Source organism: Blastococcus sp. SYSU DS0552 (assembly GCF_054050815.1).
The window spans coordinates 41407-66461 of record NZ_JBJHAB010000010.1; the positions used below are offsets into that span (position 1 = coordinate 41407).

Annotated in this window: 23 protein-coding genes, 1 pseudogene and 1 riboswitch; of the genes and pseudogenes, 11 read left to right on the forward strand and 13 right to left on the reverse strand. The window is 75.4% G+C overall.

The genetic code is table 11. The features are described 5' to 3' along the window. Nucleotides 1–51: 51 nt before the first annotated feature. Entirely contained in the window at nucleotides 52–1389 is a 1338-nt protein-coding gene (locus tag ACI8AG_RS11960) for a class II 3-deoxy-7-phosphoheptulonate synthase (protein WP_456597212.1), read from the forward strand. A gap of 108 nt (nucleotides 1390–1497) precedes the next feature. Next, nucleotides 1498–2499 (forward strand): threonine aldolase family protein, encoded by a 1002-nt coding sequence (locus tag ACI8AG_RS11965; RefSeq protein WP_456597213.1) that lies wholly within the window; start codon nucleotides 1498–1500, stop codon nucleotides 2497–2499. Between the two features lie 98 nt (nucleotides 2500–2597). On the opposite strand, the gene ACI8AG_RS11970 is transcribed toward ACI8AG_RS11965, so the two are convergent. The 4 genes from ACI8AG_RS11970 to ACI8AG_RS11985 all read right to left on the reverse strand — a co-directional run bounded on the left by ACI8AG_RS11970 (nucleotide 2598) and on the right by ACI8AG_RS11985 (nucleotide 8348). Further along, entirely contained in the window at nucleotides 2598–3506 is a 909-nt protein-coding gene (locus ACI8AG_RS11970) for a deoxyribonuclease IV (protein WP_456597214.1), read from the reverse strand. Between the two features lie 4 nt (nucleotides 3507–3510). Beyond that, nucleotides 3511–5496: a Stk1 family PASTA domain-containing Ser/Thr kinase gene (gene pknB, locus ACI8AG_RS11975; protein ID WP_456597215.1), complete on the reverse strand. Its 1986-nt coding sequence runs from the start codon at nucleotides 5494–5496 to the stop codon at nucleotides 3511–3513. Between the two features lie 148 nt (nucleotides 5497–5644). Continuing rightward, on the reverse strand, nucleotides 5645–7111 hold the full coding sequence (locus ACI8AG_RS11980) for a glycine hydroxymethyltransferase (RefSeq protein ID WP_456597216.1): 1467 nt from the start codon (nucleotides 7109–7111) through the stop codon (nucleotides 5645–5647). Nucleotides 7112–7134: 23 nt separating this feature from the next. Further along, nucleotides 7135–7219: riboswitch (ZMP/ZTP riboswitch) on the reverse strand. Nucleotides 7220–7223: 4 nt separating this feature from the next. Next, nucleotides 7224–8348, reverse strand: a complete 1125-nt coding sequence (locus ACI8AG_RS11985) for an alpha-hydroxy acid oxidase (protein WP_456597217.1) — start codon at nucleotides 8346–8348, stop codon at nucleotides 7224–7226. A gap of 43 nt (nucleotides 8349–8391) precedes the next feature. On the opposite strand from ACI8AG_RS11985, the gene ACI8AG_RS11990 reads away from it, so the two are divergent. The 3 genes and pseudogenes from ACI8AG_RS11990 to ACI8AG_RS12000 form a co-directional block, all read left to right on the forward strand. Then, a complete protein-coding gene (locus ACI8AG_RS11990) occupies nucleotides 8392–8715 on the forward strand; it encodes an Rv2175c family DNA-binding protein (protein WP_456589513.1) in 324 nt (107 codons plus the stop codon). A gap of 43 nt (nucleotides 8716–8758) precedes the next feature. Then, the gene (locus tag ACI8AG_RS11995) at nucleotides 8759–9103 is read left to right on the forward strand and encodes a lycopene cyclase domain-containing protein (protein WP_456589512.1); all 345 of its coding nucleotides are present in this window, start codon (nucleotides 8759–8761) and stop codon (nucleotides 9101–9103) included. Nucleotides 9104–9147: 44 nt separating this feature from the next. Continuing rightward, nucleotides 9148–9309 (forward strand): annotated as a pseudogene (locus ACI8AG_RS12000) (lycopene cyclase domain-containing protein); the annotation flags it as partial. On the opposite strand, the gene ACI8AG_RS12005 reads toward ACI8AG_RS12000, so the two are convergent. The 3 genes from ACI8AG_RS12005 to ACI8AG_RS12015 are packed head-to-tail and all read right to left on the reverse strand — an operon-like array spanning nucleotide 9306 to nucleotide 12948. Continuing rightward, on the reverse strand, nucleotides 9306–10259 hold the full coding sequence (locus ACI8AG_RS12005) for a phytoene/squalene synthase family protein (protein ID WP_456597218.1): 954 nt from the start codon (nucleotides 10257–10259) through the stop codon (nucleotides 9306–9308). The pseudogene ACI8AG_RS12000 and the gene ACI8AG_RS12005 overlap by 4 nt on opposite strands. Further along, a complete protein-coding gene (gene crtI / locus ACI8AG_RS12010; RefSeq protein ID WP_456597219.1) occupies nucleotides 10256–11752 on the reverse strand; it encodes a phytoene desaturase family protein in 1497 nt (498 codons plus the stop codon). The genes ACI8AG_RS12005 and crtI overlap by 4 nt, the downstream gene beginning before the upstream one ends. Then, nucleotides 11752–12948: a polyprenyl synthetase family protein gene (locus ACI8AG_RS12015; RefSeq protein ID WP_456597220.1), complete on the reverse strand. Its 1197-nt coding sequence runs from the start codon at nucleotides 12946–12948 to the stop codon at nucleotides 11752–11754. Before ACI8AG_RS12015 ends, crtI begins: the two co-directional genes overlap by 1 nt. A 133-nt stretch (nucleotides 12949–13081) precedes the next feature. Here ACI8AG_RS12015 and metF point away from each other — a divergent pair, with 133 nt between their 5' ends. Next, complete coding sequence (metF, locus tag ACI8AG_RS12020; RefSeq protein ID WP_456589508.1) at nucleotides 13082–13987, forward strand: methylenetetrahydrofolate reductase [NAD(P)H]; 906 nt, start codon at nucleotides 13082–13084, stop codon at nucleotides 13985–13987. A gap of 38 nt (nucleotides 13988–14025) precedes the next feature. Then, nucleotides 14026–15228, forward strand: a complete 1203-nt coding sequence (locus tag ACI8AG_RS12025; RefSeq protein ID WP_456597221.1) for an AI-2E family transporter — start codon at nucleotides 14026–14028, stop codon at nucleotides 15226–15228. Nucleotides 15229–15267: 39 nt separating this feature from the next. Here ACI8AG_RS12025 and ACI8AG_RS12030 read toward each other — a convergent pair whose 3' ends face one another. From ACI8AG_RS12030 to ACI8AG_RS12050, 5 genes are all read right to left on the reverse strand, one after another. Continuing rightward, entirely contained in the window at nucleotides 15268–15903 is a 636-nt protein-coding gene (locus ACI8AG_RS12030; protein ID WP_456597222.1) for a hypothetical protein, read from the reverse strand. Nucleotides 15904–15956: 53 nt separating this feature from the next. Beyond that, nucleotides 15957–16622, reverse strand: a complete 666-nt coding sequence (locus tag ACI8AG_RS12035; RefSeq protein ID WP_456597223.1) for an HNH endonuclease signature motif containing protein — start codon at nucleotides 16620–16622, stop codon at nucleotides 15957–15959. Between the two features lie 943 nt (nucleotides 16623–17565). Beyond that, entirely contained in the window at nucleotides 17566–17742 is a 177-nt protein-coding gene (locus ACI8AG_RS12040; protein ID WP_456597224.1) for a hypothetical protein, read from the reverse strand. Between the two features lie 597 nt (nucleotides 17743–18339). Next, nucleotides 18340–19107 (reverse strand): crotonase/enoyl-CoA hydratase family protein, encoded by a 768-nt coding sequence (locus ACI8AG_RS12045; protein WP_456589504.1) that lies wholly within the window; start codon nucleotides 19105–19107, stop codon nucleotides 18340–18342. Then, on the reverse strand, nucleotides 19104–20645 hold the full coding sequence (locus ACI8AG_RS12050) for a class I adenylate-forming enzyme family protein (protein ID WP_456597225.1): 1542 nt from the start codon (nucleotides 20643–20645) through the stop codon (nucleotides 19104–19106). The genes ACI8AG_RS12045 and ACI8AG_RS12050 overlap by 4 nt, the downstream gene beginning before the upstream one ends. Before the next feature lie 76 nt (nucleotides 20646–20721). Between ACI8AG_RS12050 and ACI8AG_RS12055 the strand changes: the two genes are divergently transcribed. The 4 genes from ACI8AG_RS12055 (at nucleotide 20722) to ACI8AG_RS12070 (ending at nucleotide 24220) form a co-directional block, all read left to right on the forward strand. Further along, nucleotides 20722–21318: a TetR/AcrR family transcriptional regulator gene (locus ACI8AG_RS12055; protein WP_456597226.1), complete on the forward strand. Its 597-nt coding sequence runs from the start codon at nucleotides 20722–20724 to the stop codon at nucleotides 21316–21318. Nucleotides 21319–21387: 69 nt separating this feature from the next. Next, nucleotides 21388–22497 carry a LolA family protein gene (locus ACI8AG_RS12060; protein WP_456597227.1) on the forward strand — a complete coding sequence of 370 codons (1110 nt, stop codon included), beginning with the start codon at nucleotides 21388–21390 and terminating at the stop codon, nucleotides 22495–22497. Next, nucleotides 22494–23414 carry an ABC transporter ATP-binding protein gene (locus tag ACI8AG_RS12065; RefSeq protein WP_456597228.1) on the forward strand — a complete coding sequence of 307 codons (921 nt, stop codon included), beginning with the start codon at nucleotides 22494–22496 and terminating at the stop codon, nucleotides 23412–23414. The genes ACI8AG_RS12060 and ACI8AG_RS12065 overlap by 4 nt, the downstream gene beginning before the upstream one ends. A 5-nt stretch (nucleotides 23415–23419) precedes the next feature. Further along, on the forward strand, nucleotides 23420–24220 hold the full coding sequence (locus ACI8AG_RS12070) for an ABC transporter permease (protein ID WP_456597229.1): 801 nt from the start codon (nucleotides 23420–23422) through the stop codon (nucleotides 24218–24220). On the opposite strand, the gene ACI8AG_RS12075 is transcribed toward ACI8AG_RS12070, so the two are convergent. Further along, nucleotides 24217–25023, reverse strand: coding sequence for a lipase family alpha/beta hydrolase (locus ACI8AG_RS12075; protein ID WP_456597230.1), 807 nt, complete (start codon nucleotides 25021–25023; stop codon nucleotides 24217–24219). The two genes, ACI8AG_RS12070 and ACI8AG_RS12075, sit on opposite strands and share 4 nt — an antisense overlap. Between the last annotated feature and the right edge of the window lie 32 nt (nucleotides 25024–25055).

Consider the following 25055-nt stretch of genomic DNA (forward strand, 5'->3'; position numbering starts at 1 on the left):
GTGGGACGACTCCCTGGCCAGCGCGGAGGGGTCTCGCCGTACCCTCGGGGCGTGAGCCTCCCCGAACCTGCCGAGCTGGTCCCCGGTCTGGACCGGTGGCGGGAACTGCCCGCCGCCCAGCAGCCGCGGTGGCCCGACCGGGCCGCGCTGGACGCCGTGCTGGCGACTCTCTCCTCGGTCCCGCCGATCGTCGCCCCGAGCGAGGTCGACACCCTCCGCGCCCAGCTGGCCGACGTCGCGCAGGGCAAGGCGTTCCTGCTGCAGGGTGGTGACTGCGCGGAGACGTTCGACCTCAACACCGAGCCGCACCTGCAGGCCACCACCCGCACGATGCTGCAGATGGCCGTCGTGCTCACCTACGGCGCGAGCGTGCCGGTGGTCAAGGTCGGCCGCGTGGCGGGGCAGTACGCCAAGCCGCGCTCGTCGGACACCGACGCCCTGGGCCTGCCCTCCTACCGGGGCGACATGGTGAACGACCTGGAGCCGGTGCTGGAGAAGCGCATCCCCGACCCGAACCGCCTGGTGCGGGCCTACGCGAACTCCGCCGCCGCCATGAACATGATCCGGGCCTACGCCCGCGGCGGCATGGCCGACCTGCACGCCGTGCACGACTGGAACCGCGACTTCGTCGCCAACTCGCCGGCGGGCGTGCGGTACGAGGTGATCGCCCGGGAGATCGACCGCGCACTGGCGTTCATGCGGGCCTGCGGCATCGACTCCGACGCGCTGCGCGGGGTGGAGCTGTTCAACTCGCACGAGGCGCTGATCCTCGACTACGAGCGCGCGCTGCTGCGCATGCACGAGGGCCGGCCGTACGCCCTCTCCGCCCACTTCGTCTGGGTGGGGGAGCGGACCCGCCAGATGGACGGCGCGCACATCGAGTTCGTGTCGAAGCTGGCGAACCCGATCGGCGTGAAGATCGGCCCGACGACGACGCCGGAGCAGGCCGTGGAGCTCGTCGAGCGCCTCGACCCGGACGGCGTGCCGGGCCGGCTCACCCTGATCAGCCGGATGGGCAACGGGAAGATCCGCGACGTCCTGCCGGGCATCGTGGAGAAGGTCACCGCCAGCGGGCACACCGTCGTCTGGCAGTGCGACCCGATGCACGGCAACACCCACGAGTCCTCGACCGGCTACAAGACCCGGCACTTCGACCGCGTGGTCGACGAGGTGCTCGGCTTCTTCGACGTGCACCGGGCGCTGGGCACCTGGCCGGGCGGCATCCACGTGGAGCTGACCGGTGAGGACGTCACCGAGTGCCTCGGCGGGGCGATGGAGATCAGCGACGAGGACCTCAACAGCCGGTACGAGACCGCCTGCGACCCGCGGCTGAACACCGGTCAGTCGCTGGAGCTGGCGTTCCTCGTGGCGGAGATGCTGCGTGGGTAAGGGCCCCCAGAAGGACCCCATCCTCCCCACCGCTCGCACGCTCGCGGCGGTGCCCTGGACGGGGCCGCCGATCCCTCGCATGCTCGGGACGAGCCTCTGGACGGGGCCGTGATCGACCTCCGCTCGGACACCGTCACCCGGCCCACCGCGGCGATGCGCCGCGTCATGGCCGAGGCGGAGGTGGGCGACGACGTCTACCGCGAGGACCCGTCGATCACCGCGCTCGAGGAGCGGGTGGCGGCGATGTTCGGGCACGAGGCCGGCCTGTTCGTCCCCTCGGGGACCATGGGCAACCAGATCGGCATGCGGCTGGTCTGCGAGCCCGGCCAGGAGGTGCTCTGCGACGCCGACGCGCACGTGGTCACCTACGAGATGGGTGCCGCGGCGGCGGTCTTCGGCATCTCCACCCGCACCGTGGTCTCCGACCGGGGTCGGCTGGACGCGGACCAGGTCATCGCGCAGGTGCGGCCGAAGGACGACTGGCACCTCACCGCCACCGCGGCCGTCGCCGTGGAGAACACCCACAACCGTGGCTTCGGCCGGGTGCAGCCGCTCGACCAGCTCCAGCGGCTGTGGGACTGGTCGCGCGGCGCCGACGTCGCCGTCCACCTCGACGGCGCCCGCATCTGGAACGCGCACGTCGCCTCCGGCGTCGACCTGGCGACCTACGGCCGGCTCGCCGACACCGCCTCGGTGTGCCTGTCCAAGGGCCTGGGGGCGCCGGTGGGGTCGGTGCTGGTCGCGTCGGCGGAGCGGATCGCGGCCGCCCGGCTGTGGCGCAAGCGGCTGGGCGGTGGCATGCGGCAGGCCGGGGTGCTGGCCGCGGCGGGCCTGCACGCCCTCGACCACCACCTGCCGCGGCTGGGCGAGGACCACGAGCACGCGCAGCTGCTGGCCAAGCGGCTGGGGGTCGACCCGGCGTCGGTGGAGACCAACATGGTGGTCCTCGACGAGGTGCCGGCCCCGACGATCGCCGAGGCGGCCAGGGCGCGGGGCGTGCTGGTCGGGCAGGTCGGCCCGCGCCGGATCAGGCTGGTGACCCACCTGGACGTCGACCGCGTCGCGGTCGACCACGCCGCCGACGTCCTCGCGGACCTCCTCGACCGCTAGCCGCCGGGCGGACCGGTGAGAGCGGCCGGCACCGCCAGATCTGCGATGTGGCCCGCATCGGGCGGCTGATGGGGGCGAGTGTGCAGATCTCGCCCGGGTCAGGCGGCGGGGTCGCCGATCAGGGAGTTCAGCAGCTTGATGTCGGCGGCGTGGCCGCCGCACGGGTCGCCGTCGCGCAGGCTCGGCGTCTCCACGACCATGGGCACCCCGGCGGTGGTGCGGTGGCGCAGCAGCTCGGCGAACGGGCCGGTGCCGTACTCGCCCGACCCGATCAGCCCCTCGCCGATGGTCGTGTGCCGGTCGCGCTTGGAACCGCAGGCGTCGAGCGAGTCGTTCACGTGCACCAGGCCCAGCCGGCCGGGGCCCACGGTGGCCTCCAGCGCCTCGAGGGTAGCCGACATCCCGCCGGGAGCCGCGAGGTCGTGGCCGGCGGCCCAGGCGTGGCAGGTGTCGAAGCACACGCCCAGCAGCGGGTGGTGCTCCAGCGCGGCGAAGTAGGGGCCGAGCTCCTCGACCGTGGCGGCGAGGGCCTTGCCGCCGCCGGCCGTCGGCTCGATCAGCAGCCGCGGCCCGTCGGGGTCGGCGGCCTCCAGCACGGGCAGCAACTGCTCGTGGAGCTGGCGCAGGGCCGGTTCGTACCGGTCCTCCCCGACGGCGGACCCGGCGTGCACGACGACGCCCTGGCAGCCCAGCTGCGCGCCGCGCCGCAGGTTGTGCGCGATCGAGGCGACCGACTGCGTCACGGTCGCCTCGGTCGGCGAGCCGACGTTCACCAGGAACGGGGTGTGGACGAACGAGGGCACGCCGCGCTCGGCGCAGCCGGCGGTGAACCTCGCGTCCTGCGCCGGGTCGCCGTCGGTGAGCTTCCAGCCGCGGGGGTTGCCCACGAAGACCTGGACGGCGCGGGCGGCGACGGCGTCGGTGTAGGCGAGCCCACCCGTGGCCAGGCCGCCCTTGATCTGGATGTGCGCGCCGATGGCGGGCACACCGGGGGAGGTGTGCGACAAGGACCTATCCGAAGGTGAGCAGGATGGTGACGGGGGTGCCGCGCTCCACGGTCTCGCCGGCAGCGGGGCTCTGCCGCAGCACCCGGTTGCCGAAGAACCGGGTGGCCTCCACCTGCAGGCCGGCGGCCCGCAGGATCGCGGTGGCCTCGTCGCCGCTCTTGCCGACGACGTCGGGCACGGTGACCAGCGGGACGCCCGCCGAGACCTGGATGCGCACGGTGCTGCCGTAGGGGACGGGGCCCGCGCCGGGACCAGGTTCGACGGCCATGACCTCGCCCTTGTCGACCTGGTCGCTGCGGCCGTCCTCGCCGCGCTCGACGGTGAAGCCCTGCGCCTCGAGGTTGGCCCGCGCCTGCTCCGGGGTCTGTCCGGTCACGTCGGGGACGGCGACCGGTGCCCGGCCCTGGCTGACCACGACCGTCACGACCTGGTCGCGCTTGAGCGCGGTCCCCGCGGGCGGGTCGAAGCCGATCACATTGCCCGGGGGCACGGCGTCGTCGTAGGCCTGGCCCCGGGTGATCTGGATCGGCAGGTCGGCCTGCAGGCGCGCCTCGACGTCGTCGACCGGCTGGCCCACGAGCTCCGGCGGCACGGTGTAGCGCTCGGGCCCCTTGGAGACGACGACGCGGACGTCGGTGCCGCGGATGAGCTCGCCCGACGACGGGTCGGTCGAGATGACCACGCCCTCCGGCACCGACTCGCTCCACTCCCGCACGACCGGGTCGGGGTCGAGCCCGGCGTCCTGCAGCAGGTCGATGGCCGCGGCCTCCTGCTTGCCGGTCAGCGCGGGGACGTCGGTCCAGCGGCCGGAGCCCAGCCACCAGCCGACCGCGCCGACCGTGATCGCCATGAGCAGGACGACGGCGACCAGCAGCCGGGCGCGGCGCCGCCGGATGTGGTCGGGGACGCCGGGACGCGGCCGCGCCGGCCCGGGGCGACGGCCCTGCACGTCGGTCGTGGGACCGGCGCCCATCCCCGGCAGCATGCTGGTGCGCCCGGCGCGCGAGCCGCGGCCGCCGAGCACCTCGGTGCCGGGATCGCTGGGGTGGCCGGGCCGGGGCCGGGTCGGGCGGTTGGTGGGCCGCAGCGTGGCCGGGCCGGCCGTGCTCTGCCCGGTCGGCACGGGGACCGGGTCGATGCCGAGGTCGGTGCGGACGTCGTGCAGCTCGGCGAGGAACGCACCGGCGTCCAGGGGGCGCCCGGCCGGGTCGCGGCGGGTGGTCCGGGCCACCAGCTCGTCGACCTGCCAGGGCAGGCCGGGAACCTCCGCGGACGGTGCGGGCACGTCGTGGTGGACGTGCTGGTAGGCCACCGCGAGCGGGGTGTCACCGCCGAACGGCGGGTGCCCGGTGAGCATCTCGTAGAGCACGATGCCGGCGGCGTAGATGTCGCTGCGGGCATCGGCGCGGCCGCGCTCGAGCTGCTCGGGGGAGAGGTAGGCGACGGTGCCGATGAGCACCCCGCCGGTCTGGCTGGTCTGGCCGGTGCCGACGACGGCGCGCGCCAGGCCGAAGTCGGCCACCTTGACCACGCCGTCGACGCCGATGAGCACGTTCTCCGGCTTGATGTCGCGGTGCACGATCCCGGCCCGGTGCGCGGCGGTGAGCCCGGCGAGCACCGGCTCCAGGACGGCGAAGGCCTCGCCGACGGTGAGCCGGCCGCGGGCGCTGAGCAGGTCGCGCAGCGTCCGCCCGCGCACGAGCTCCATGACCAGGAAGACCAGCCCCTGGTCGCTGCCCTGGTCGCTGACCCCGACGACGTTGACGTGGCTGAGCATCGCCGCCGCCCGCGCCTCGCGGGTGAACCGGTCGACGAACGTGGGGTCGTGGGCCAGGTGCTCGGCCATGACCTTGACCGCGACGGTCTTGTGCAGCCGGAGGTCGGTGGCCGCGTAGACGGTGGACATGCCGCCCCGCGCCACCCGCTCCTCGAGGCGGTAGCGCCCCTCGAGAACGAGGCCGACCACGGGGTCGGTCACGGCGGTGTCCACACGGCCGAGTGTAGGAGCGGGGAGGGTCCTGGTCGCTCCACGACGCGGCGACGGGGATCACCGGGGCGCCTGTGACGGATGGAGAAGGACCTCCCTGCAGGGGCCCGGCGCTCGCGAGCTCGCGCCGGGCCCCTGCGGGGAGGCCGCATCAGGCGAGGTCGAGGCCGGGGTACAGCGGGTGCGCGGCCAGCAGCTCGGCGGCCGCCGCCCGGGTGCGGTCGGCGACGCCGTCGGCCACCACGTACCTCGCCTGCGAGGCCGCGCCGTCGCGGGTCGCCGCCGGGGTGGTGGCGGAGAGGACGTCGACGATCAGCTCCGCCGTCCGGTCGAACTCGGCCGGGCCGAAGCCGCGGCTGGTCAGCGCCGGGGTGCCCAGCCGGACGCCGGAGGTGTACCAGGCGCCGTTGGGGTCGGCCGGCACTGCGTTGCGGTTGGTGACGATGCCGGCGTCCAGCAGCGCGGACTCGGCCTGGCGACCGGTCAGGCCGAAGCCGGTGACGTCGATGAGCACCAGGTGGTTGTCGGTGCCGCCGGTGACCAGTCGGGCGCCGCGCTTCGTCAGCCCCTCGGCGAGGGTCTGCGCGTTGTCGGCGACCGCCTGGGCGTAGCCGGCGAACTCGGGGCGGCGGGCCTCGGCGAAGGCGACCGCCTTCGCGGCCATCACGTGCGGCAGCGGGCCACCGAGCACCATGGGGCAGCCGCGGTCGACGGCGTCGGCGAACTCCGGCTGGGCCAGCACGAATCCGCCGCGCGGGCCGCGCAGCGACTTGTGGCTGGTGCTGGTGACGACGTGCGCGTGCGGCACCGGGTCGAAGTCGCCGGTGAGCACCTTGCCCGCGACCAGGCCGGCGAAGTGCGCCATGTCGACGACCAGGGTGGCGCCCACCTCGTCGGCGATCTCGCGCATCGCCGCGAAGTCCACCCGCCGCGGGTAGGCGGAGTAGCCGGCCATGAGGATCAGCGGCCGGAACTCGCGGGCCCGGGCGCGGACGGCGGCGTAGTCGAGCAGCCCGGTCGACGGATCGGTGCCGTAGGACGACTGCTCGAACATCTTGCCGCTGATGTTGGGGCGGAAGCCGTGGGTGAGGTGACCGCCGGCGTCCAGCGACATCCCGAGCATCCGTTGGTCGCCCAGGGCGCGGCGCAGCTGCGCCCAGTCGGCGTCGGTGAGGTCGTTCACGTGCCGGGCGCCGGCTTCCTGCAGGGCGGGCAGCTCGACCCGCTGGGCGAGCACGGCCCAGAAGGCGACCAGGTTGGCGTCGATGCCCGAGTGCGGCTGCACGTAGGCGTACGGCGCGCCGAACAGCTCGCGGGCGTGCTCGGCGGCGAGCGCCTCGACGGAGTCCACGTTCTGGCAGCCGGCGTAGAAGCGGTGCCCGACGGTGCCCTCGGCGTACTTGTCGCTGAACCAGCTGCCCATGGTGAGCAGCACGGCGGGGCTGGCGTAGTTCTCGCTGGCGATCAGCTTCAGCGAGGCGCGCTGGTCGGTCAGCTCCTGGCTGATCGCGTCGGCGACCCGGGGCTCGACGGCGCCGATCACGGCCAGGGCGTTGCGGTAGGCGGCCGAGGCAGCGGTGCCGTCGAAGGAGTGGGTGATGCGGGGGGCGGTGGTCATGAGGGCTCCTGCGCTGAACGACGGTGAGGTGCCCAGGCGCACGGCGACGGTGGTGCGGGCCGCTCCCCGGTGGTGGCCCACCTCGACGCGCCAGTCACGGCCCTCCGGGAGGTTATCGCGCCGCCACCACCGTGTCGGCGGGTACCGACCGGACGTCGTCGAGCCCGCACAGGACCATCGTGTGCTCGAGCTCCTCGGCGAGGCCGCCGAGGACCCGCGCCACGCCCTGCTCGCCCCCGGCGGCGAGCCCCCAGACGACCGGCCGGCCGAGGAAGACCGCCGAGGCCCCCAGGGCGAGCGCGGTGAGCACGTCCGACCCGGAACGGATGCCGCCGTCGGCGTAGACCTCCACGTCCTCGCCGACGGCGTCGACGATCTCGGGGAGCGCCTGGGCGCTGCTCACCGCGGGGTCGACCTGCCGGCCACCGTGCGTGGTGACCCACACGGCGGCGGCGCCGGCCTGCACGCAGCGGACGGCGTCGTCGCCCCGGAGCACGCCCTTGACCACCACCGGCAGGCCGGAGAGCTCGCCGAAGCGGGCGATCTCGTCGAAGGTCCAGGTGGCGGTGGCCAGGCCGTCCAGGGTCGGCCCCTCGCCCTCCGGGGGCCGGTTGGCCATCCGCACGCCGGCGCGGTGCACGAAGTCGTGGCGCAGATCGCGCCGGCGGCGCCCCAGCAGCGGGACGTCGACGGTCATGACCAGCGCCCGGTAGCCGGCGTCCCCGGCGCGGCGGGCGAGGTCGTCGGTGTGCCGCTCGGAGTGCATCCGGTAGAGCTGGAACCACTTCGGGCTGCCGGGCTCGACGGCGGCGACCTCCTCCAGGCTGTGGGTCGCGCTGGTGGACACGGTCATCAGGGCACCGGTGGCGGCGGCGGCCCGGGCGGTGGCGAGCTCGCCGTCGGGGTGCGCCATGGCCTGGTAGGCCCAGGGGGCGATGCCGATCGGGGTGCCCACCGGTGTGCCCAGCAGCTCGGTGGCGAGCGAGGCGCTGGTGGTGCCGCGCAGCACCCGGGGCCGGAGCCGCCAGGTGCGCCAGGCCGCCGTCGCCTCGCCCATCGTCGTCTCGGTCTCGGCGCCGCCGGCGTAGTAGTCGTAGACCGGCTGGGGCAGCAGCTCCCGGGACCGGGCCTCGAGGTCGACGAGGTCGACGAACGGCGGCTCCGGGCGGGGGTCCTCGGCAACCTCGGTGACCTCGGCGGCCTCCGCCCCGTCGTGCCGGCCGGTCGGTCCCGGCACCGGGCTGCCCGCTGGTCCTCTGCTCGCCATAGGCTGACACTCTATGGAGACGCTCACCCCCGCGGAGGTCGCCCAGCTGCTGGGCACCTCCCCGAACCGGGTCCGGCAGCTGCTGCGCGACGGGAAGCTGATGGCCGTCCCCGGCAGCGGGAACGGCAAGATCCCCGCCGACTTCGTGCAGGACGGGGTGGTCCTCAAGCACCTGCCCGGGCTGCTGACGGTCCTCCGGGACGGCGGCTTCAGCGACGAGGAGGCCTTCGAGTGGCTGTTCCGGGAGGACGAGTCGCTGCCCGGCACCCCGGTGCAGGCGCTGCGGGACGACCGGCACACCGAGGTCACCCGGCGGGCGCAGGCGCTGGCGCTCTGAGCCGGGTGCATCCGGGGGCGGGCCGGGGACGGAAGCGGGTTCCGTGGAGCGGCTGACGTACCTGGGCCTGCTGGTCGGCTGCCTGGTGGTGACCGCGCCGCTGGAGCTGCTGCTGGGCGTGCGCGTCTACGCGCGCTGGCGGCGGTTCCTCCTCGCCGTCCTCCCGATGTTCGTCGTCTTCGTCGGCTGGGTGCTCTACGCCATCGCGCAGGGCCACTGGGACTACTCGGCGGCGCGCACCGTCGGCGTCCGGCTGCCCGGGGGGATCCCGGTGGAGGAGGTCCTGTTCTTCCTCGTCGTCCCGCTGTGCTCGGTGCTCGCGCTCGAGGCGGTGCGGAAGGTGACCGGCTGGGATGCGGGCTACCCGGCGAGGGAGGCCGAGAGGTGAGCTACAGCGCCCTGGCGGTGACCGCGGTCGCCGCCGTCCTCGTGGTGGACCTGGCGGTCCTCCGCACGCGCATGGTCACCCGGCGGGTGTTCTGGGTCGCCTACGCGATCATCCTGTTCTTCCAGCTGCTGATGAACGGCGTGCTCACCGGGCTGGACGTGGTGACCTACGACCCGGCCACGATCTGGGGGCCGCGGATCGCCTACGCGCCGGTGGAGGACCTGCTCTTCGGCTTCGCCATGGTCACCCTCACCCTCGCCACCTGGGCGGCGGTCAACCGCCGGGCGAACACGGCCAGGCGGCGCGGCCTGGAGACCGACACCCGCCGGTCGAGCACCCGGTAGTCGGCCCGCTCGATCTCGGTGAGGATCCCGCCGTAGAGGGCGGTGGCCGCGCGCACGCAGTCGCGCGACTCCGGCGCCAGCATCGGGGTGCCGGGCGCGGCGTCGTCGTACCGGCGGCGCACGATCGCCACCATCTCCCGCATCAGCTGCCGGAACCGGTCGTCGAACCGCTTGGCCGCCAGCTGCTCCCGGGTCACCCCGTGCGCGGCCATCAGGTCGGCGGGCAGGTAGACCCGGCCGCGGTCGACGTCCTCGCCGACGTCGCGCAGGAAGTTCGTCAGCTGGAACGCCTCGCCGAGGGCGATCGCGTGCGGTGCCGCCTCCTCGCGGGCGACGCCGGGAGCGGTGCCCAGCACGGGGAGCACCTGCAGGCCGATGACCGACGCGGAGCCCCACATGTAGCGGTCCAGCGCGTCGAGGTCGGCGTAGCCGGTGACGTCGAGGTCGCTGGTCATGGCGGCGAGGAAGTCGACCAGGTGCTCGACCGGGATGCCGTAGCGCCGGAAGGTGTGCACCAGCGCGAGCCGCACCGGGTCGTCGGACCAGCCCGTCTCCAGCTCGGCGAGCAGCGCCGCCGACCAGGTCATCAGGTCGCCGGCCGGGTCGGCGCCGGGGTGGTCGACGAAGTCGTCGGCGACCCGCGCCGCGGCGTAGAGGGCGTGCACCGCCGGCCGCCGCTCGGGGGTGAGCAGGCGGGTGGCCAGGTGGTAGCTCTTGCCGTGCTCCGCGGCGATGGCGGCGCAGTGCCGGTAGGCGGCAGCCAGCTGCGCCTGCCGGGCGGCCTGGGTACCCGGCGGCCGGAGCGGGCTCACCGCGCCACCGGCCCGGTGATCCGCTCGGCGGCCAGCCGGCCGCTGATCAGCACCATGGGGACCCCGACGCCCGGCTGCACCGACGACCCGGCGAGCACCACGTTCTCGGGGCCGCGGCGGGGCAGCGTCGGGGTGCGGAACGGGCCGGTCTGGCCGAAGGTGTGCGCCAGCGCGAACGGCGTCCCGGCGGCCATGCCCTGGGCCGCCCAGGTCGCCGGGGTGTCCATGTGCTCCACCTCGATCGCGCCGGCGACGCCGGTGAAGCCGCGGGCCTCCAGCGTGGCCAGCAGCTCCTCCCGGTAGCGGGGGCCGAGGGCGGCCCAGTCCAGGTCCGGGTTGCCGCCGCTGCGCGGGTCCAGGTTCGGGGTGGGCGCGACGACGCTGAGCACCTGCCCGCCCTCGGGGGCCAGGGAGCGGTCGGTGACCGAGGGCATGCTGATCAGCAGGCTGGGGTCGCTCATCGGCCGGCCGTCGCGGGTGAGCTCGTCGAACACCCCGCGCCAGGAGTGCCCGAAGCTGATCGTGTGGTGCGCCTGCCCCGGCACCTCGGCCCGCACGCCGAGGTGCAGCGCGACGCAGGAGGGCGAGTAGACCGGGCGGCGGGGTCCGCGCAGCCCGGGCACCAGCGTGTGCGGCGCGTCGGTGGCGACGACGACGGCGTCGGCGGGCAGCCGCTCGCCGTCGGCCAGGACCACGCCGGTCACCCGGTTGCCGAGCGTCTCCAGCTCGCCGACGGCGGTGTCGTACCGGAGGACCACCCCGGCGTCGGCGGCGGCGCCGGCCAGCGCGCGCGGCACCGCGCCGATCCCACCCACCGGGTGCCACACGCCGGCACCGATGTCGAGCTGGGCGATCACCGCGTAGGCGGCGATGGCGCGGAAGGGGGAGACCCCGGCGTAGAGGGCCTGGAAGCTGAACAGCCGGCGCAGCCGGTCGTCGGCGAAGTACCGCGCGACGTGCCGGGACAACCGGCCGAAGCCACCCCGGCGGGCGAGCGCCAGGAGCTCGGGGCCCAGCAGGTCCAGCGGCGAGTCCAGGTTGCGGTCGATGAACGTGGTGAGCTGCAGCCGGTACAGCTCGGCGAGGTCGGCGAGGTAGCGCCGCAGGGCGGCGGCCTCGGCCGGCCCGCACAGCGCGGCCACCTCGGCGGCGAACGCCTCCGGGTCGGCCTGCACGTCCAGGTGCGTGCCGTCGGCGTACTGCGCCCGGTAGCTCGTCCGCAGCGCGCGCAGCTCGAGCCGGTCCTCCAGCCGCTCGCCGACGGCGGCGAGCGTCTCGGCGACGATCTCCGGCGCGGTGAACACCGACGGCCCGGTGTCGAGCGCGTAGCCGCCGCGCTCGATGCGCCCGGCCCGCCCGCCGGGCCCCCCGGCGCGCTCGACGACGGTGACCTCGCGACCGGCACCGCGCAGGCGCAGCGCCGCGGCCAGCCCCGCGAGCCCCGCCCCGACGACGACGACGCGGTCGGTGCGACCCGGAACGGTGCGCACCATCAGGCGGTGCGTGACGTCGCGGCGACCGCGAGCGCGTCCAGCGCCGCGCGGGCGTCATCGGCGAGGGGTGCCTCGGCGATGGCCTGGCGGGCCCGGGCGGTGCTGGCGGCGATGCGCTCCTCCACCCGGTCGCGGGCGCCGGTGGTGACCAGCAGCGCGCGCAGCGCCTCGAACTCGTCGGGCCCGGCGGCCGGGTTGCCGAGCAGGTCGCCGAGCAGCCGGCGCCCGGCGTCGTCGGCGGCCTCCTCGGCCAGCGCGACCAGCAGCGTCTGCTTGCCCTCGCGCAGGTCGTCATCGACGGACTTCCCGGTGACCTCGGGGTCGCCGAAGACCCCGAGCAGGTCGTCGCGGAGCTGGAACGCCTCGCCCAGGGGCAGCCCGATGGCCGAGCAGGCCTCGACCACGGCCGGGCCGGCCCCGGCGATGGCGGCGCCCAGCTGCAGCGGGCGCTGCACCGTGTACCCCGCGCTCTTGTAGCGGGCCACGGTGAGCGCGCCGTCGGGCCCGGGCAGCCCACCGGCGGCGCGCAGCAGGTCCAGGTACTGGCCGGCGGTGACCTCGGTGCGCATGGCGTCCCAGACGGCGCGCGCCCGGCCCAGGGCCGGCTCGGAGATGCCCGAGCAGCGCAGCATCTCGTCGGACCAGACCAGCGCCAGGTCGCCGACGAGGATCGCCGCGCCGACGCCGAAGAGGTCCTGGTCGCCGGAGAAGCCGTGAATGGTGTGCCGGTCGGCGAAGCCGATGTGGGTGGTGGGGCGGCCGCGCCGGGTGCCGGCGGCGTCCATGACGTCGTCGTGCACCAGCGCGCTGGCGTGCACGAACTCCAGGGCCGCGACCGCGCGCAGGACGGCGTCCTCGTCCTCGCCGGCGCCCGGGCCTTGTCCGCGCGCTCCCCGCCATCCCCAGTAGGCGAACGAGGGGCGCAGCTTCTTGCCGCCCGCGGCGACGGCGCAGACCTCGTCGACCACCGGGACGAGGCTGGCGTCCATTGCGGCGAGCGTGCTGCGCTGCTGGTCGAGGAAGCGGGTGAGCGCCTCGGCGACCGCGGCGCGCACCCGGTCCAGGTCGGCCACCGACAGCGGAGGTGCGGGGCGGGCGGACTCGCGCTGCTGCGCCCCGACGATCATCTGGTCAGTATCGCCCGATCCGGTGGGGTGCCGCCGCACCAGCAGGGCGGCGGGGGTGCTCCGCTGCATCGTTCCTCCGTCGCTCGGTGGTCGGGACACGCCCTCTTCCGGGCGCGGGAGCGCTGCGGATGCACCTGCCGGGGGAGTTCTCCGACAGGACGGTCGCGGGCGGGCTGCCGCACCGCCCGTACCCTCGGGTGCCGTGACACCCACCGTCCGTGAGCTCCTGGCCACCGAGCGCCCGACGTGGTCGTTCGAGTTCTTCCCGCCGAAGACCCCGGCGGGGGAGGAGCTGCTCTGGACGGCGCTGCGCGAGCTCGAGCGGTTGCACCCCTCGTTCGTGTCGGTCACCTACGGCGCCGGCGGCTCGACCCGCGAGGGCACCGTGGCGATGACCGAGCGGATCGCGGCGGACACCACGATGACGCCGCTGGCGCACCTGACCGCGGTCGACCACAGCGTCGCGGAGCTGCGGCACGTGATCAGCCGCCTGGCGGCGGCAGGGGTCCGCAACATCATGGCCCTGCGGGGTGACCCACCGGGTGCCGATCCGCAGGCGGAGTGGGTGGCCCACCCGGAGGGGCTGCGCTACGCCGCCGAGCTGGTGGAGCTGATCCGCTCGGTCGGCGACTTCTCGGTGGGCGTCGCCGCCTTCCCCGAGCGCCACCCGCGCTCGCCGGACTTCGACACGGACGTCGAGATGTTCGTGGCGAAGTGCCGGGCCGGTGCCGACTTCGCCATCACCCAGATGTTCTTCCGGGCCGAGGACTACCTGCGGATGCGGGACCGGGTCGTCGCCCGCGGGTGCGACGTCCCGGTCATCGCCGGGGTCATGCCGGTCACCAACGTCCGGCAGATCACCCGGATCGTCCAGCTGTCCGGTCAGGCGTTCCCGGCGGAGCTCGCCGACCGGTTCGCCGCGCTGGACGGCGACCGGCCGGAGGACAAGGCCGCGGTGCGGGCGCTGGGCGTGGAGGTGGCCACCGATCTGTGCCGGCGGCTGCTCGACGAGGGGGTGCCGGGGATCCACTTCATCACCATGAACCGGTCCACCGCCACGCGTGAGGTCTTCGCCAACCTGGCCGGGAGCGCACCGGCCGTCCGCTGACCAGGGTCTGCCCGCGCGCGGCGGGGCATGGAGGCCCCATGGTCGCGGAAGCGGAGCAGGCGGATCGGTACTCCTGGCTGGTGCGCGCCGGGCGGCGGGCCTGGGCCGCGCTCGGCGTGCTCGCCCTGGCGGTGCTGGCGTACCTGCTGCTGCGCGAGGTCAGCGTCGTCGCCACCCCGCTGGCGATCGCCCTGTTCCCGGCCGCCGTGCTGTGGCCGGTCGCGGCCTGGCTGAAGCGGAAGGGGCTGCCCTCCACCGTCGTCGCGCTGCTGCTGCTGATCTCCCTCCTCGGGCTGCTGGGGTTGGCGATCTGGTTCGTGGTGCCGCGCTTCGCCGACGAGATCCCGGCGCTGGCGGAGAGCGTCGAGGAGGCGCTCAGCGACCTGGCGGAGCTGGTCGCTGACACGCCCTTCTCGCTGCCCTTCGACGTCGGCGACGGTGGGCTCGCCGACATGGCCCAGCAGGCAGCCGGTGCGCTCGGCGGCGGTGGCAGCGACGTCGTCGACCGCGGGCTGCAGGTGGCGCGGACGCTCGGCGACGTCGCCACCGCCGTCGTCCTGTTTCTCGTGGCCCTGTTCTTCTACCTGCGCGACGGGGGGCGCATCTGGTCGGGGATCATCAGCCTGCTGCCCGAGCGCACCCGGCAGCACGTCCGTCGGGTGTCCGGGCAGCTGTTCTGGACCCTCGGCGCCTACTTCCGCGGTCAGTTGGTCGTCGCCCTCGTGGACGCCGTGGCGATCGGGATCGGGCTGGTCCTCCTCGGCGTCCCGCTGGCCATGCCGCTGGCGGTGCTGGTCTTCCTCGGCGGGTTCTTCCCCATCGTGGGGGCCTTCGTCTCGGGGCTGCTGGCCGTCCTCGTCGCGCTGGCCGACCAGGGGCTGACGACGGCGCTGCTGGTGCTGGTCCTCGTCGTGGTGGTGCAGCAGGCCGAGGGGAACCTGCTCGAACCGCTGATCCTGAGCCCGGTGCTGCGGCTGCACCCGTTCGCGATCATCCTCGCGGTCACGGTGGGGGGCGTGACCTACGGCGTCCTCGGCGCCTTCCTGGCGGTGCCGATCGCCGCCTGCGTGGCCCGGGTCGTGGACTACCTGCGCGGCCGGGAGCCTGCTGCCGGGCCGGGCTGGCGCGACCCGGAGCGGGACGACGCGCAGGACGAGAGCCGGGACGAGGACCGGGACGAGGGCCGGGGCGGTGCCCGGGACGCCACCCCCGCGGAACCGGCGAGCGCCCGCACCGGGTAGGGCGGACTGCCGGGGCGGCCGGCCCGCACCACCCGGGCGTCAGCCCTGCCGCGTCCCCTCCAGCAGGTCGGCGGCGCGGGCAGCCGCCCGCCGCAGCCCCTCGCGCTCGGAGGCGTACCCGCCGGCCACACCGACGACCGGCAGGTTCGACAGGGCGCGGGCGAACACCTTCCCCTTCGGGCGGGCGTCCAGCGCGTCGTCGATTCGGCCGAGCAGCCGAGCCGCCCGCCACAGCGTGCGGACGGCGCCCTTCGCCCCGCGGCGCTCGTCCCGGGGGCCGAACGCGCCCTCCACGTAGGTGCCCTTGCTCCGGGTGAGCAGCGGCTCGACCTGGGCCGGCGTGAGCTCCCGGCGCAGCAGGACCCGCGCCAGCAGCGACACCCGGTCGGCCGGGGCAGTCACCCCGTGCTCCCCGGCGACACCGAGCACCACCAACGACTGCACCGCGGTGCCGACGCTGTTCTGCAGCGGCAGCAGATCGGCGAGTTTGCCGGCGAAGCGGGGGACCGCCGACACGCCCGCGGCCACCCGGGACACCCGGTCGGCCCACCAGCGGTCGCGCTCCTCGCGCGGCAGCTCCGGCGGCCGGCCCATCCGGTCCGCCAGCGGGGTCAGCAGCCGATCGAGCCGGCGGAGGACGTCGACGACGACGGCGTCGCTGATCTGAGCAGCCATGGGCACGGGGTGCCCCGTACCCGGTTTCTCGATGCGTGGCGGTGGTGTGGCGCTCAGTACGGCGGCGGCGAGGTGGTCGCGACCAGACCGCTCGGGGTGGTGACCGTGAGGCTCCCGTCGCTGCCGAGGTCGTGGCGCCACCCCGGGGCCTGGTGCTTGCCGCGGTGGTCGGTGGTGCAGTAGCCGGCGAGGTTGCCGGCGCTGGTGGGACCGTCCGGATACGGGCGGTGGTGGTCGAGCTCGCCGCCGCGGGGCACCCGTCGACGGCAGCCGGGGAACCGGCAGTGACGATCCCGCGCCCGCACCCACCGATCCAGCTCGCCCGAAGGGCGGTAGCCGGTGCTGGGCCCCGGGGCGCCGAGGCCGGGCCGGTCGGAGAGGTCGTGGGTGCAGCGACCGGTGCTCCGACGGCAGCTCGGACGGTCGCAGCTGCCCGCGCGGCGCAGACGGGGCAGGTCGGTCAGGGCCAGCAGCGTGCCGGACAACGCGTCGGTCAGAGCGATCCTCGGCCGCTCGGCCAGCCCGCCGCCACCGGTGCTCCCCAGCAGGTCGGCGAGCCACGCCCGTCGCCCGTCGGAGGCCGACCGCAGCGCGGCCAAGGCGTCCTCCGCTGCGGTGAGCCGCCCTCCGGGGCCGGCCCGCCAGGTGGCCTCGTCGTCGGCGTCGGCCGTGACTGCCGTGCGGACCAGTCGTCCGGCGCGGGAGAGCTCCTGCTCCACGCGGAGCACGGCGAGGCCGGCGGTCTCGACCGCCTCGTCGGCCAGCGTCCACCAGCCGGTTCCGGGCGAGGTGGCCGCCGGCCCGGGAGGTACCGCCCCGGCCGTGGTCGCTGCTGCCGGTGAGGAATTGCCGGCATCCGGTGGGGTGTCCTCCGGTTCCGGCGCCGGAGGATCACCGCGCCGCCGGTCTGGCCCTCGCGACGTCGGTGAGGCTGCGGTGCACCCCCGGCGCTCCTGGGCCACGGCGGCGTCGGCACCGGTGTCGGCGCGGGGCGCGTCCTCGATCTCGGCGCCCTCGATCTCGGCGCCCTCGATCTCGGCGTCCTCGATCGTGTCGCCCGGGAGTGCGTCGTGCGTGGTGGCGGGGTCGCCGGCGACGTCCGGGGGAAGGGCGGGGTCGCCGGCGACGTCCGGGGGAGGGGCGAGGTCGCCGTTGCCGTCGGGGTCGGATCGACCAGTTCACCGCTGAGCAGCCGGCGCTCCGTCTCGGCCAGCCACCACTCCAGCTCGGCCTGCTCCTGCGCCTGCCACGACATCGAGCCGGACGGCTGCCCCGGGGCCGGCTCCGCGGAGTCGGATCCCAGCGGCCGGCCGGTGAGCGCTGTCAGGAAGTGGCGGATCATCTCGGCCGGCACGACCTGCCCGTCGATCTCCCCGGAACCGTCTCCGCCGGCGAGGGTGGCCAGCGAGGCGACGACGGTGAGCAGCACCTGCACCGGCGGCAGATCGGTCTCGCCCGGGCGCAGCACCAGGTCGAGCAGGCAGTCGACCATCTTCTGGCCCCGCGTGCGCTGATCGTCGTCGCCGTCGTCGCCGTCGTCGAGCGCCTCCGCGCAGGCGGTCAGTGCCCGGTACAGCGCCTGGGCCTCCGGCATGGTGGCGTACACGCTCACGGTCGCCATGCCGTCGACGGCGTCCGGGCGGATGTGGACCCCGCGCCGCTTCAGCGCTTCCTGCAGCGTGCGGGCCGCGGCGCGGGCGTCCCGATGGCCACCTCGCGGCGCGCCTTGTCGTTCAGCTGCGCAGGCGTCACCACCCGGCCTGCAGCCCAGCGCAGCAGCTCGGCCTCGACCTCGGCCCGCACCCGGTCGTCGGCGATGGGAGCGACCTTCTCGAGCATGGTCCAGAGGTGCCCGGGGGTGCAGGGCCCCCGCCTCCAGGGCGGCCAGCGTGCCGGGCAGCCGCTCCACGAGCGTCAGCGAGCGGACCAGCAACGCTTCCGCGGCCCGGGCGGAGAGCGAGAGGGCGATCATGAGCTCCTGCGTCGCCCACTCGCTCACCCCCCGCAGCACCTCGGGACGCGCGGCCCACCGCTCCGGGCTCATCGCGCCCGGCTCACCCTGGGCACGGTCGCCGTCGGCGGGCCGGTCCGCGGCGAACCTGGCGACCGCGCGGGCGCGCAGCGCGGTCTGCCGGGCGATCTCGCGGTCCGCGGCCTGCACCTCGCCGAGCGGGCCGGCGGCCAGCCTCACCGGCGGGGCGGACTCGGGCCACTCGGTGGACGCCTCGCGGGCTCGTCGGCGCCGTCCGGCGGCCACCGCCCGGGCGCGGGCGGTGGCGTACCAGTCGCTCACTGCGCCGGCGTCCGCCATGCATCGAACGTACGTTCGATAACCCGGGAGTGCAAGACGTACTTGCGCGAAGGTGCTGCTCAGCGCGGTGCGGCCCCGGGCGCGGAGTCGTGTCGTCCCGCGCCGCGGTGGCCACCCGGGCCGGGTCAGACGCCGCTGCCGTGCCTGCCCTCCCCGGCGGCGAAGCGTGCGGCCCCCGGCAGCGCGTCGACGGCGAGGGAGGCCATGCCGTGGCGGAACTCGTTGGCCATGGCCGCCTCCTCGTCGAGGCCGTCCTGTTCCAGCAGGGAGGCCCGGTCCTCCCGCAGGCAGGTCTGGGGGAAGGCGGCGATCCGGGCGGCCAGCGCCCGGGCCTCGGTCAGCGCCTGCCCGGCGGGCACGACCCGGTTGACCAATCCGATCTGCAGCGCCTCGGCGGCGTCCACCCCTCGCCCGGTGAGCACCAGGTCCATGGCCCGGGAGGTGCCGATCAGTCGCGGCAGCCGCACGGTGCCGCCGTCGACCAGTGGCACGCCCCAGCGGCGGCAGTAGACCCCGAGAATCGCCGTCTCGTCGGCGACCCGCAGGTCGCACCACAGCGCGAGCTCCAGGCCGCCGGCGACGGCGTGCCCGGCGATCGCGGCGATGACGGGCTTGCGCAGCCGCATCCGTGTGGGGCCCATGGGCCCGTCCCCGTCGGTCTCGGTGCGGTTGCCGCGGTCGGTCCCGATGGCCCGCAGGTCCGCGCCGGCGCAGAAGGTGCCGCCCTCGCCGTGCAGCACCGCCACGGCGGCCTCGTCGTCGGCGTCGAAGGCCCGGAACGCGTCGGCGAGCGCGGCGGCGGTGGGCCCGTCGACGGCGTTGCGTGCCGCCGGGCGGGACAGCCGCACCGTCGTCACCGGACCGTTCCGCTCGACGGTCACCGTCTCGCTCACGACGAGCGCCCCGCGGCGTCGGCCCACAGCGGCTCGCGCAGGGCCCGGCGGAGGATCTTCCCGACGGGGGAGAGGGGGAGCTGGTCGACGACGTGCACGGTCTTGGGGACCTTGTAACCGGCGAGCGCGCCGCGCACCGCGTCCCGCAGCTCGTCGGGGGTGGCGCTCGACCCGGGGCGGAGCGTGACGAAGGCGGTCACCGCCTCCACCCACGTCGGGTCGGGTGCGGCGACGACGGCCGCACCGGACACCGCCGGGTGGGCCATGAGCACCTCCTCGACCTCCCGCGGGTACACGTTGTAGCCGCCGGTGATGATCATGTCGCTGGTCCGGTCGACAAGCGTGAGGTAGCCGCGGTCGTCCAGCCGGGCCAGGTCGCGGGTGGCGATCCAGCCGTCCCCGCTGATCGTCTCGGCGGTGAGGGTGGGCGCGTCGTGGTAGCCGGCCATGCCGAAGGGGGCACGCACCTGGAGCTCGCCGATCTCGCCGGCCGGCAGGGCGCCGCCGTCGCTGCCGACGACCCGGACCTCGGCGTCGACCGAGGGGTGGCCGCACGAGCCGGCCAGGGACGGGTCGGTGTGGTCGAGGGCGTCGAGCACGGTGATCGCCAGGGGTGCCTCCGTCTGCCCGTAGTACTGCACCAGGCGTGGACCCCACACGTCGAGGGCCTGCGCCAGCACCGGGCCGGGCATGGGGCTGGCGCCGTACACCGCCGTGCGAAGGCTGGAGACGTCGGCGCGCTCGGCGGCGCCGGAGGACAGCAGCATGCCGAGCATGGTGGGTACCAGGTTGATCTCGGTGGCCCGGTAGCGGGCGAGTGAGTCCAGGTAGCTGGCGGGGTCGAAGCCCGGCAGGACGGCGGCCGCGCCGCCGCGGATCCAGTAGGGGAGCACGAACGTGCCGCTGGCGTGGATCAGCGACGCCGCGTGCAGCATGACCGAGTCCCGGCCGGGGGAGACCAGGTTCGCCAGGATGTTGGCGCAGATGGCGGCGTAGCTGGCCTGGGTGTGCACCACCGCCTTGAGCGCGCCGGTCGTGCCCGAGGTGTAGAGGATCAGCACCGGGTCGGTGGGCTCGGCGGGCAACCGCGGGTCGGCGGCGCTCGCGTCGGCCATCTCGTCGAGCAGGTCGAGTGCCTCGACGTCGGAGGTCTGGCCCAGGCTGACCAGCCGGAGGCCGTCCACCCGCCCGGCGAGCTCCGCCGCCCGGTCGGCGAGCGCCGCACCGTGGATGAGCATCCGGACGCCGGTGGCGGCGAGCATCCGCGCCTGCTCGTCGGCCGACAGCCGGGCGTTGAGCGGCACGCGCGCGGCGCCGGCCTTGAGGCAGGCGAAGTCGATCGGCACCGACCACAGCCCGTTCTCGACCAGGAGGCCGACCCGGTCCCCACGGGCCACCCCCAGCCCGATCAGCACGTGCGCCATCCGGTTGGCGGTCTCGTCCACCTCCCGGAAGGTCAGCGACGCATCGCCGCTCATCACTGCCGTGCGGTCCGCGAACCGCCGGGCGCCCCTCCGCACCAGCTCCACCGTCAACACCGGTCACCACTCCCTCTCGAGTCGGACGGCAACTTACAGTCCGTTCGGACGGTTTGTCAGTACCTATCCTGACGCGGTGACGGAGCGACGCACCCAGGAGCAGCGCCGGGCGGACACCCGGGCGCGGCTGCTCTCCGCGACCATCGACTGCCTGGTCGAGCACGGCTACGCCGGGACGACGACGCAGCGGGTGCAGGAGCGGGCGGGGCTGTCCCGCGGGGCGCTGCTGCACCACTTCGCCACCAAGGAGGCGCTGCTGGTCGCCGCCGTCTCGCACGTCGCCGACGCGCAGATCCAGCAGGTGCGTGCCGATGCCGCGACCGGCCGGGTGGCCAGCGAGGTGGACCTCCTGCACCGGGTGATGTCCGGCCCGCTGTTCCTGGCCGGGCTGGAGCTGTGGGCCGCCGCACGCACCGAGCCGGTGCTGCGCGCCGCGCTGCTCCCCGCCGAGCGGCGGGTGGGGGCGGCCGTCCGCGACCTGGTCGCCGAGCTGTTCCCCGGCTCCTCCCGGGACCGGACCGAGATCGACGGCCTGCTCGCCCTCTACCGCGGGCTGGCTCTCACCAGCGTCCTGCGCGAGGACGGTGACCGCGACCGGCGCGTGCTGCAGCTGTGGGTCGGCCGGGTGCTCGGCGCCGCGCCCGCGGTGTCCGTGGACCGAGCCGCCCGATAGCCCTCCCGGTGAGTTCCCGGTGAGGATCGCCGCGGGACCCACCGGGCCGGCCGGGGCTACGGTGACCGCATGGCGTCCGGACCGCGGGCGGCGGCTCCGCGCTGGGCCGTCGTGGGGGCGGTCGTCGCGGTCCTCGTCGCGCTCCCGGCGCTGGTGGGCGCGCTCCCGGTCGAAGACCCGGCGGTGCCCGCGGCCGAGCTGCGTGCGGCGGTCCTGGCCTCGCGGGACGTGCAGTACTCCGGGTACGCCGAATCGGCCGGCGGGCTGGCCCTGCCGGTGACCGACCAGCTGGACTCCCTCGCGGACCTGTTCAGCGACCGCACGGAGATGCGCGTGTGGTGGCGGGGCCCCGACGACCATCGGGTCGCCGTCGTCACCACGGCCGGTGAGACGGGCATCCACCGCGATGCCCGGGGCACCTGGACCTGGGAGTACGAGCGCGCCACCGCGACGTGGGCGGACGCCACGCCGTTCGCCCTCCCCGCCCCGCCGGACCTGCTGCCCGCCACCCTGGGCCGCCGCTTGCTGTCCGAGGCCGCCGACGAGGAGCTGACCCGCATCGGGGCCCGGCGGATCGCCGGGCGTGACGCCCTCGGGCTGCGCTCGACCCCGGCGGACCCCGCCTCGTCGGTGCGGCAGGTCGACGTGTGGGTGGACCGGGCCAGCGGCCTGCCGGTGCAGGTGGTGGTCCTCGGCAAGACCTCCGAGGTGCCGGCGCTGGATACCCGCTTCCTGGACCTGGAGCTGGCGGTCCCGGATGCCGCGACCACGTCCTTCGCCCCGCCCCCGGACGCCCACCTGCGCACCGCCGACCAGGCCGAGATCGTGCTCGAGGCGGGGCGGCGGCTCCCGCCGGTGCGCTTCCTCCCCACGCTGGCCGGGCTGCCGCGCCGGACGCTCGACGGCGCTCCGCCCGGCATCGGGCTCTACGGGCGCGGTGTCACCCTGCTCGCCGTCGCCCCCGTGCCGCGGCTGGTGGCGGAAGCCTTGCGCCGCACGCTGGCGCAGAGCCCGGACGCCGTCACCGACGAGACGAGCACCCGCATCGCGGCCGGCCCCGTCGCACTCATGCTCGTGGACCCGCAGGACGCGGAACCGTACCTGCTCACCGGGACGGTCACCCTCGACGCACTGGTCGAGGCCGCCGCGGAGCTGCCGGTGCTGGGGCGGCAGCGGTGAGCACGGTCATCGCGACCCGCGGTCTGGCCAAGCAGTACGGGCGGGTGCGCGCCGTCGACGGCATCGACCTGGACGTGCGCGCCGGCGACGTCTACGGCTTCCTCGGCGCCAACGGCTCGGGGAAGACGACCACCGTGCGGATGCTGCTCGGCCTCGTCCTGCCGACCCGCGGGGAGATCGACCTGCTCGGCGGGCGGATGCCGCGCGCCGGCCGCCGCGTGCTGCCCCGGGTGGGAGCGCTGATCGAGTCGCCTGCCGCCTACGGCCACCTCTCCGGCAGGGAGAACCTCGCGTTGCTCGACGCCGCCGGCCCCGGTGGACCGCGCCGCGACCGGCGCCGGCGCGTCGCCGAGGTGCTCGACCAGGTCGGGCTGGGGGGCGTGGGACGCCGGCCGGTGAAGGCGTATTCGCTCGGCATGCGGCAGCGCCTCGGCCTGGCCGGCGCGCTGCTCCGCCGTCCCGAGCTCCTGGTGCTCGACGAGCCGACCAACGGGCTCGACCCGCAGGGCATCTCCGAGATCCGCGAGCTGCTGCTGGAGCTGCACCGCGGCGGGACGACGGTCTTCCTCTCCAGCCACCTGCTGGCCGAGGTCGAGCAGCTCTGCACCCGCGTGGGCGTGCTCGACCGCGGCCACCTCGTGCTGCAGGACGACCTGGCCACCCTCACCGCCCCGACCGGCGCCACCGTCGTCCGCACGCCCGCGCCCGGGCAGGTGCGCGCGGTGCTCGACGGCCGCGTCGCCGCCGTGGACGGCGAGCGGGTGGTGGTGCGCGGCGGCGACCCCGCCGAGGTCAACGCGCTGCTCGTGCGCGCCGGCGTCCCGGTCACCGGCCTCGCGGCCGATCGCCCGACGCTCGAGGAGGTCGTGCTGGCGGCCGCGGCCACCAGCGCCGACCGGGTGGAGCGCGCACGGTGATCGCCGTGGAGCTGCGCAAGCTGTTCCGGCGGCCGCGCACCTGGGCGACGATCGCCGTGCTCAACGCGCTGCCGGTGCTCGTGGCCGTGCTGCTCGTGCTCACCGACCTGGCCCCGCGGCCGGGCGAGGGCCCGCCGTTCCTCTCTGCCGTCCTCACCAACGGCGCGCTGTACCCGCTCGCCGCGCTGGCGATCGTGCTGCCGCTGTTCCTGCCCATCGCGGTGGCGGTGGTCGCCGGCGACTCGATCGCCGGCGAGGCGCAGGCGGGCACGCTGCGCTACCTGCTGGCCCGGCCGGCGGGGCGGACCCGGCTGCTGGTGGCCAAGCTCGTGGCCGTCCTGGCCTTCGTGCTGGTCACCGTGGTCGTGGTCGCGGCCGTCGGGTACCTCGTGGGGACGACTCTGTTCGAGGCGCGGCCGGGTACGGGGACGTCGGTGTCGGGGACGTCGCTCAGCGCGGAGGAGCTGGGCGTGCGCACCGTGCTGGCCGTCGGCTACGTCGGGGTCTCCATGCTCGGCGTCGCAGCGTTCGCGCTGTTCTTCTCGACCCTCACCGACTCACCGCTCGGCGCGACGATGGGCGCGCTCGCCGTGCTGGTCACGTCCTCGCTGCTGTTCACCCTCGACGCCGCCTCGCCGATCGCGCCCTACCTCCCGACGCGCTACTGGCTGGCGTTCGTCGACCTGTTCCGCGACCCGATCCTGTGGCGGGACATCACCCGCGGGCTCGCGCTGCAGGCGGTCTACGTCGGCGTGCTGCTCGCCGCCGCCTGGGCGAACTTCACCACCAAGGACGTCACCAGCTAACCGCTCAGGCGGGCGCAGTCGGCGGCGTCCAGCGCCACCGGCTCCCCGGCGGTGAGCTGCTCGAGCACGATCGACTGCACCAGCGGGTCGCCGGGCAGCTGCCCGTGCCCGACCCGGCTCTCCGCGCACACCGACTGCACGGTCAGGTTGAGCGCACCGTCGAGCCGGGCCGAGTCCGGCGGGGTGACCGTGCGGTCGAGCGTGGTCCAGACCGACACCCAGCCCACGTCACCCGGCGTCTCGTCGCCCGCGTTGAGCCGGGCGAGGACCGGGCTGTCGGTGGCCAGCTGCCGGCACCCCTCCGGGCAGGAAGACGGCGCCACCTGCCCGGCCAGGTCCGCGAGCCCCGTGCCGTGGTGCGGCGAGCCGAGCGTCACGACGCGGCGGGCCACCTCCGCGCCGCCGTCGACGACCCACAGCCGGGCGATCACCCCGCCGGCCGAGTACCCGACGACGTCCACGCTCTCCTCGCCGGTGCGATCCAGGGCCGCGCGGGCGGCCTCGTCGAGCGCCGCGGCAGCCTCGCCCAGGTCGCCCGTGCCGTTCCCGGGCAGCGGCACCACGGTGGCGTCGCGGCCGGCCTGCTCCAGCCGGTCGGCCAGCGTCATCAGAGACGCCGTCCCGCCGCCGTACCCGGGCACCAGCAGCACCGGCCCCGGCCGCGCCTGCGGACCCGGGCCCGGGCCCTCGATGTCGGTGGTCCGGGTGGCCAGCAGCACGCCGAGGCCCACGACCGCGGCGGTGACGAGGGCGAGCACCGCGACGACCAGACGGCGGCGGGCAGGGGAGAGACCGGCGAGCACTCACCTACTGTCCCTGGCGGAGGGGCCGGCGT

Excerpts from the sequence above, each read along its gene's own strand:
- ACI8AG_RS12030 (WP_456597222.1), bottom strand. The coding sequence starts at position 15,903 with ATGGCTGCTCAGATCAGCGACGCCGTCGTCGTCGACGTCCTCCGCCGG.
- ACI8AG_RS12025 (WP_456597221.1), top strand. The coding sequence starts at position 14,026 with ATGGTCGCGGAAGCGGAGCAGGCGGATCGGTACTCCTGGCTGGTGCGC.
- ACI8AG_RS12015 (WP_456597220.1), bottom strand. The coding sequence starts at position 12,948 with ATGCAGCGGAGCACCCCCGCCGCCCTGCTGGTGCGGCGGCACCCCACC.
- ACI8AG_RS12060 (WP_456597227.1), top strand. The coding sequence starts at position 21,388 with ATGGCGTCCGGACCGCGGGCGGCGGCTCCGCGCTGGGCCGTCGTGGGG.
- crtI (WP_456597219.1), bottom strand. The coding sequence starts at position 11,752 with ATGGTGCGCACCGTTCCGGGTCGCACCGACCGCGTCGTCGTCGTCGGG.
- ACI8AG_RS11990 (WP_456589513.1), top strand. The coding sequence starts at position 8,392 with ATGGAGACGCTCACCCCCGCGGAGGTCGCCCAGCTGCTGGGCACCTCC.
- ACI8AG_RS12040 (WP_456597224.1), bottom strand. The coding sequence starts at position 17,742 with ATGCTCGAGAAGGTCGCTCCCATCGCCGACGACCGGGTGCGGGCCGAG.
- ACI8AG_RS11980 (WP_456597216.1), bottom strand. The coding sequence starts at position 7,111 with ATGACCACCGCCCCCCGCATCACCCACTCCTTCGACGGCACCGCTGCC.